This is a genomic window from Pseudoalteromonas sp. SWN29 (assembly GCF_015864465.1).
Lineage (GTDB): Bacteria > Pseudomonadota > Gammaproteobacteria > Enterobacterales > Alteromonadaceae > Pseudoalteromonas.
In genome coordinates, this window is the sequence record NZ_JADYXE010000086.1 from 1 (window position 1) to 7,095 (window position 7,095).

At 35.7% G+C, this 7,095-nt stretch carries 7 protein-coding genes and 1 tRNA gene; 6 read left to right on the forward strand and 2 right to left on the reverse strand.

Translation table 11 applies throughout. The annotated features are described in order from the left end of the window. Positions 1-348: 348 nt before the first annotated feature. The 5 genes from I6F53_RS19605 to I6F53_RS19625 all read left to right on the forward strand — a co-directional run bounded on the left by I6F53_RS19605 (position 349) and on the right by I6F53_RS19625 (position 4,308). Complete coding sequence (locus tag I6F53_RS19605; protein WP_197240868.1) at positions 349-1,089, forward strand: putative bifunctional diguanylate cyclase/phosphodiesterase; 741 nt, start codon at positions 349-351, stop codon at positions 1,087-1,089. 108 nt (positions 1,090-1,197) lie between these two features. After that, positions 1,198-1,572 (forward strand): Hpt domain-containing protein, encoded by a 375-nt coding sequence (locus I6F53_RS19610; RefSeq protein ID WP_197240869.1) that lies wholly within the window; start codon positions 1,198-1,200, stop codon positions 1,570-1,572. Positions 1,573-1,581: 9 nt separating this feature from the next. After that, positions 1,582-2,979, forward strand: a complete 1,398-nt coding sequence (locus tag I6F53_RS19615; protein WP_197240870.1) for a sigma-54-dependent transcriptional regulator — start codon at positions 1,582-1,584, stop codon at positions 2,977-2,979. Between the two features lie 113 nt (positions 2,980-3,092). Continuing rightward, positions 3,093-3,623 carry a redoxin domain-containing protein gene (locus I6F53_RS19620; protein ID WP_197178212.1) on the forward strand — a complete coding sequence of 177 codons (531 nt, stop codon included), beginning with the start codon at positions 3,093-3,095 and terminating at the stop codon, positions 3,621-3,623. Between the two features lie 238 nt (positions 3,624-3,861). Then, positions 3,862-4,308, forward strand: a complete 447-nt coding sequence (locus tag I6F53_RS19625; RefSeq protein ID WP_197240871.1) for an Hsp20 family protein — start codon at positions 3,862-3,864, stop codon at positions 4,306-4,308. Positions 4,309-4,368: 60 nt separating this feature from the next. On the opposite strand, the gene I6F53_RS19630 is transcribed toward I6F53_RS19625, so the two are convergent. Together I6F53_RS19630 and I6F53_RS19635 are read right to left on the reverse strand one after the other, a co-directional pair. After that, positions 4,369-5,925 carry a cryptochrome/photolyase family protein gene (locus tag I6F53_RS19630; RefSeq protein WP_197240872.1) on the reverse strand — a complete coding sequence of 519 codons (1,557 nt, stop codon included), beginning with the start codon at positions 5,923-5,925 and terminating at the stop codon, positions 4,369-4,371. Between the two features lie 192 nt (positions 5,926-6,117). Further along, positions 6,118-6,579: a globin gene (locus I6F53_RS19635; RefSeq protein ID WP_166419167.1), complete on the reverse strand. Its 462-nt coding sequence runs from the start codon at positions 6,577-6,579 to the stop codon at positions 6,118-6,120. A 441-nt stretch (positions 6,580-7,020) separates the two neighbouring features. On the opposite strand from I6F53_RS19635, the gene I6F53_RS19640 reads away from it, so the two are divergent. After that, positions 7,021-7,094, forward strand: a tRNA-Met gene (locus I6F53_RS19640). Position 7,095: the final 1 nt, after the last annotated feature.

The window sequence follows — 7,095 nt, forward strand, 5'->3', positions numbered from 1 at the left end:
ATAGTGGTTTGGCGATTACTATCAGATCAAATTCAGAGCATGTTTTCAAGTTTTATTCCTTAAGATCCAACCTATGAGTAAACGCTCACTTATTAATTTAAGTGCATTGCAAACTGAATTGCAAAATGCAAATAAAATGAAATAATTTAAAATTTCAAAAAAATAAATTTAACACACTGAATTTAATGGTTTTTATTTTTATTCTTTAGCTTTTTAAATGGTCTATAACTTGCTCTTAAATGTATAAGTCACTAAGGGTGAAAATCGGAGCAAACCATGAATGCATTTAAATATCTAGAATCGGAAAGTCCAGTCAATCTCGCAAGGTGGCATGAGTTAGAGAGAATCATGTCTGATGCGATGCAAAATAATTATTTTAAAATGGTTTATCAACCGCTTGTATCACTAGGGACAGGAAAGTTGGTCGGCTTTGAGTCCCTAGTAAGATGTCAATCACCAAACTTTGGTATTGTAGGCCCAGATGAGTTTATCCCTCATGTAGAGCAATCGGGAATGATTTTAGAATTAGGTGATTGGATTTTTGAACAGTGTTTGTCTGATTTAAAACATATGCGGCAGTTTGGTATGACAGATATTGCTGTTTCATTAAATATTTCACCGGTACAAATTTTAGATGGTGATGTGTTTTCAAAAGTAATGTCTTTACTCGAAAAGTATCAAATACCGCCAGAGGCTATTAAAGTAGAGCTAACGGAAACTGCACTCATTCATAGTCCTGATAAAATAGCTAAGGCATTTGAAAACTTCCATAAAGAAGGCGTAAAAGTGTGGATAGATGATTTTGGTACTGGGTATGCATCTTTAGGTTTACTTCGTCAGTTTAATATTGATGGTTTAAAAATTGATCGTAGTTTTGTAAGTGGTATTTCAACTAATAATGAAGACTTTACGCTATGTAGTGCAATTATTGCCATGGCTCAGCGGTTGGGTTTACAAACGGTAGCTGAAGGTATTGAAGAGAATGAGCAGTTACAAATATTAGAACAACTTGGTTGCGATCTTGCTCAGGGCTACCTGCTTGATAGGCCGCAAACATTATCAAAAAGTATTGATACTTGGGCTCTGTAATTGTTTATATTCATTTTGATTTGCAAAATGCAAAAAACAAATTACTCTTAAACTACAATTCCTACATTTTATTAATGTACGAAGCTTTAACTTACACAAAGGTGGTTTATGCCTATATCAGAGCAGTTTGTCGATAAAAGTATTACCGAGCTAAATGTATTAACTCAACTCGAAAAGGATGTTGGGACAACCGTGTTAGCTCGATTAATTAACTTATTTATTGATGAATTAGTCACTATGGCTAACCAATTAGATACGGCAATTAGCAGTGAAAATATTATAAAAATTAAAGAAGTAATGCATGTTCTAAAAAACTCAGCCGCTTTATATGGAGCGTCTCCTTTAGCTGCATTAGCAACACAATTACATGATTCACCACCACTAACCACAGAAGAAAATTTGCACGCAGCGCTTGTTATTAAGCACAACTTGGATAAAACCCGAGATGCATATCAAATAATGAGTAATAGTATCGCTATTTAGGAGAAAGCCGTGTCAGATGTAATGGATAAAGGTCTTGTTTATATTGTTGAAGATAGCATCGCCAGTGGTGCTTTATATGCAAGTCAGCTTGAACAGGCAGGTTTTGAATGTAAGCATTTTACTGATGGTTATTCTGCCTTGGTCGGTATTAAAGAAAAAATGCCGGCGGTGATAGTACAAGATGTTTGCTTGCCAGATATAAGCGGGCTGGAGGTTTTACAATTTGTAAATAAACAAAAAAATCCTGCTAACGTAGTAATGATCACCTCAAATAGTTCTATTGATATAGCAGTAGAAGCAATGCGTTTAGGTGGCTTTGATTTTTTAGAGAAACCCTTCACAAGTCAGCGACTCATTAGCTCAGTAGAAAGTGCGTTAACACCAAAAGAGCAAGTTAAAGTACAGCCATTGGTTAAAAACAGAGATAAAAGCCAAGATTTTGTTGGTGAATCACTCGCCATGAAAACCGTTTTTAGATTGCTTGATAGTGCCGCTAGAAGTAAAGCATGTGTATTTATTACAGGTGAAAGTGGTACAGGTAAAGAAGTGTGTGCGCAGACCCTCCATGATGCAAGCCCCCGAAATAAAGGACCTTTTATTGCTATAAACTGTGCAGCAATTCCTGCTGAGTTATTTGAATCAGAATTTTTTGGTCATGTTAAAGGGGCATTTAGTGGTGCGTTAAGCGATCGAAAGGGCGCAGTTGAAGTGGCCAACGGCGGCACGTTATTTTTAGACGAATTATGTGAAATGGAACTTAACTTACAAGCTAAATTGTTACGCTTTTTACAAACAGGCATATTTAGCAAAGTTGGCAGTAGTGAAGTATTACACAGCGATGTTCGATTAGTCTGTGCAACAAACAGAAACCCAATAATAGAGGTTGCTGAAGGGCGCTTTAGAGAAGATTTATATTATCGTTTAAATGTTATTCCCGTAAAACTACCTCCATTAAGAGAGCGCGGAAACGATATATTACTGCTCGCTGAGTATATTTTAAAACAAAAAAGCGATAGTAATTCAAAGCACTTTATTGGCTTTTCTGATGAAGTTAAGGCGCTTTTTTGTAATTACGATTGGCCAGGAAATATTCGCGAACTACAGAATGTAATTGAAAACACAGTCGTTATTAATGATGGCGATGTAATTGAAAAGGACATGCTACCAAACTCATTTGGATTAGGCGCTGTAAAGCATTCAAGCTCAACTAAGTCAATTCACAATACAAACGAGCAGAGTGTCCAACTATCCCCTATGTCTGTTCACGATATAGAACCTTTGTGGCAAGTTGAAAAAAGGGCGATTGAAAATGCAATTAAAAGCTGTGAAGACAACATTCCTCTTGCTGCTGCTTATTTAGGGGTAAGTGCATCCACCATTTATAGAAAAATAAAAGGATGGTCTTAAAGTTGTAATAGATTTTTAATTACATTTTTCAGGTTGAATTAATGAAAGTTACCCTAAGCTCTATGGGTAAGAGCAAATTAATTTTTAATCTGAAACAGTAAAAGGAGATCGCAATGAGTAACACTAGTTTAAAACCTGCGGATATTATGCCATCACTAGTAGTGAGTGATGTTGATGAGAAAAAGATAGATTTAGTCGACAGAATAAGTGACTCTGCATGGAAAATGATTGTTGTTTATCGAGGCCAGCACTGCCCTAAGTGTACTGCGCAACTCAACGAGCTTGCTAAAGTTCATAAAGACTTTAAAGATGCTGGTGTTGAAGTGGTTGCAGTGAGTGGTGATAGCCATGAGCAGCTTAATAAACATCTTGAAAAAATAGATATTAACTTCCCAATTTACTATGGTTTAACAATCGAACAAATGACCGATTTAGGGCTACATATTAGCGAGCCTCGCAGTGATGCAGAAACTGACCATCCATTTGCTGAGCCAGGGATTTTTGTACTTAATGAAAAAAATCAGCTTCAAATGGTCGATATATCAAACAGCCCGTTTGTTCGTCCTGATTTAGAGCAACTGCTAGGTGGGATTAAGTTTTCAAGAGAAAACGACTATCCGATCCGAGGCACATTTATTAAATAACATTCGTTTTACATGGTTTCAAACAAGGCACTTTTTAGTGCCTTTTTTATTTATTTTTAATTTTTTTAAATTAATCTCTTGAAAACAATTTTACCGTCCATATATAGTTAAGTAGGACGCCTGATGGGTCCTAAATTAAACTTAAACAATTGAAATTTATATTATTAATTAAACTTTGCTTGAGCTTGTTCAATAGAAAAGCACATGCAAAATATCGCTTAAATATGAGGATATTATTATGCGTACAGTAGACTTATCACCACTTTATCGTTCATTTATCGGCTTCGAACATTTAGCATCACTTATGGATGCGGCAGCTAATACAGACAAGCAGCCGAGTTTTCCTCCTTACAATATAGAAGCACTCGATAAAGACAAATACAGAATCACTATGGCCGTAGCAGGTTTTAGCGATAGTGAATTGACCATTGAGTCAGAAAACAACACATTAAAAGTGGCAGGTATTAAAGCTAACAAAGATGAAAGTAACGAACGAAAGTTTATTCATCAAGGTATAGCAGAGCGTAACTTTGAGCGTAAATTTCAGCTTGGAGATCATGTAAAAGTACTTGGTGCAGATTTAGCTAACGGCTTGCTAAGCATTGAGTTACAGCGTGAAATTCCTGAAGCACTTAAACCACGAAAGATAGAAATTGGTAGTGGTAACTTACTAGAAGGTAAGTAAACCTATTCAACATTAGTTTTCCCTGATTATTTAGCCGCCTCACATGAGGCGGTTTTTTGTTTAAAGGGCTTCTAAATTATTAAGGTAGTAGGTTGCTTGTTGCAGCGTTTGTTCTTGAAGTGCTTTATCTTGTTTATCCCAGTTTCTATAAACCATACCAATACGCGGATTATTTTCTAGCCTATCTCTGTGTCTATCCATAAAATGCCAATACAAGCTATTGAGCGGGCAAGCTTTATCACCTACTTTTTGTTTAACGTCGTACTGACAGCTTTTGCAGTAATCGCTCATTTTATTAATGTAGTTACCACTTGCTGCATAAGGCTTTGTTGCAATTATTCCATCATCGGCAAACTGACTCATGCCTCGGGTGTTGGGCATTTCTACCCATTCAATAGCATCTATGTAAACACCTAAATACCATTCATCCACTTCATCAGGATTGATTCCCGTGAGCATACAAAAATTACCAATAACCATTAATCGCTGAATATGATGAGCATAAGCAGTTTCAAGGCTTTGCTTAAGCGAGTGGCTAAGGCAATTCATTTTAGTAGAACTGTTCCAAAAATAAGATGGTAATTTATTTTTAGCTTGTAGTTGGTTTTTAGTTGCGTAATCAGGCATATTTACCCAGTAAATAGCACGAACATACTCTCTCCAGCCTAGTATTTGTCTAGTAAATCCTTCTACTTGCGAGAGTGAAATTTCATCAGGTCTTTGTTCGTATTCTTTTATTACACGTTTAATTACATATAACGGGTGGAGTATTTTGGCATTTAAGGCAAACGATAAACGGCTATGGTACAGGCTGGTATTATTTTTACTTTGATCTGTCATCGCATCTTGAAAGTGACCAAAGCGACTAAGTAAGTGTTCACAAAAGTATTCGAGTACTTCAATTGCCTGTTTACGCGTTGTTGACCATTGTAATATTTGCCCATCTAGCTCACCCAAGTAAGCTACACTATGCCTATCTAAGCGGGCAATAATACTACTTACATCATTATTTAATAGTTTTGGTTTTGGGATATTTGCTAAGTCGGTTTTAGAAAACTTATTACGATTATTACTATCAAAATTCCATTTGCCACCTGTTGGCTTTTCGTCATCAATTAATATATTAAATTGTTTACGCATAGCACGATAAAAGTGTTCCATTGTTACATGCTTGTTTTTTGTAAAGCGCGTTTTTATATCGGTGAACGGTAATAAAAAATGTTCTGTGTCTGTGGCAATCACATTAAACGAACTTTCACTTTCAAACTGAGCTAATTGAGATTTAAGCCTAAACTCATCAGCGTATTGGTATTCAATAGTATCGCACTGGTAATTACTGGCGATTCGCTTAAGTAATTCAATTAGGTTTTTGTCATCAACGGTATCATCAAGTGTTAAATGCAAAACATTAAAACCTGCCGTTTTTAATGCGATAGCAAAGTTTTCCATAGCATTAAAAAAAGCACACAGTTTTTGAACGTGATGTTTGACGTAGTCGGTTTCTTGTTTTAGCTCTGTAATGAGATAAAGCGTATCGTCGTCTTTTTGCTTGTACCATGAATGAGATGGGTTTAGCTGATCGCCTAGTATTAGTCTGAGTGTTTTGTGATGAGTCATAGTAAAGCCAAATTTTTTTATACGGATATATTTAATTAAAGGATCGTTTTACTATTTAACCACGAGTGAATAGAGCAAAAAGGCTTAACCGATTATCAAGGCAATAAAGGCGTGTTAGACCATGGTGTTCAAATGAGTTTAATTAAGGGGGAAGTTAAGTAAGTTAAGTCGCCACCCCTAAAAATTGTATATTTAAATTTTATTACTCTGCTTTTGCTGCATTTTTTGTTGTAACGAAACCACATTAGATACACCAAATAGAGTACTACTGGCAAAACTTTCAAAGTACCTAAGTGCTTTTTTCCAAGCGAGCTGGCTCTCAGGAGTAAAGTGCCTACCAAGATGTTCCTTGAGGGTTTCGTAAAACGCGTCAGATAAAAGTACAATGTCACTTTGTGAAACACTGCTTTTTTTTAGGTACATTAAATGATGTGCTAAAAAAGGAGCTACCGATGCTGGTTTATCTAAATGCTTAACAATTCGCTCTAACACACAAAAGAGGGTGAAACTCTTTTCGTTAAACTGCAAGGCCGTTGGATAATTCATCTCAATACTAGATTCAGCCAATTTGCTATGAAATCGAGCCGTAAACGCATGAAAATTTGGCTTAATAATTGTTAAGTTATTTAACAATGCTGATTGTTGTTGCTTCATTTCTATCTCGCTGCAGTGAATAATAACTATTATTATCAAGTAGGATAAAATTGATTATAGCGGGCAGTTGAAATTCTGCACGTTTATTTAGTGTTAAAGTATGGGTTTTAGTTATATCAATTTATTTTCTAGTAAACAGTAAGCATCTGAAACATATTTTAAGCATATTAAAGTTATTCAGGTTCGGCTTGTTTGATTTTCGTCCGATGCAATAAGTTATTATATTTTATGACTTAAATATGGGTGTTTTATAAAGTTGACTGATTACTTATGTTACTTACATATACATTAAATTAGCATCTTGACGAATTGGAAATTTTATAAACTAATTGCGTATTATAGTTGCTAATTACCCCGTACATCCTTATAATAGCGGCCATTGTTTAGTATGTTGTAAAACAGCTAACAGCGATATTAAATTTAAGGTTTGATATCTATTGGCGCGGGATGGAGCAGTCTGGTAGCTCGTCGGGCTCATAACCCGAAGGTCGTCGGTTCAAATCCGGCTCCCGCAAC

Excerpts from the sequence above, each read along its gene's own strand:
- I6F53_RS19610 (WP_197240869.1), top strand. The coding sequence starts at position 1,198 with ATGCCTATATCAGAGCAGTTTGTCGATAAAAGTATTACCGAGCTAAAT.
- I6F53_RS19635 (WP_166419167.1), bottom strand. The coding sequence starts at position 6,579 with ATGAAGCAACAACAATCAGCATTGTTAAATAACTTAACAATTATTAAG.
- I6F53_RS19605 (WP_197240868.1), top strand. The coding sequence starts at position 349 with ATGTCTGATGCGATGCAAAATAATTATTTTAAAATGGTTTATCAACCG.
- I6F53_RS19620 (WP_197178212.1), top strand. The coding sequence starts at position 3,093 with ATGAGTAACACTAGTTTAAAACCTGCGGATATTATGCCATCACTAGTA.
- I6F53_RS19630 (WP_197240872.1), bottom strand. The coding sequence starts at position 5,925 with ATGACTCATCACAAAACACTCAGACTAATACTAGGCGATCAGCTAAAC.
- I6F53_RS19625 (WP_197240871.1), top strand. The coding sequence starts at position 3,862 with ATGCGTACAGTAGACTTATCACCACTTTATCGTTCATTTATCGGCTTC.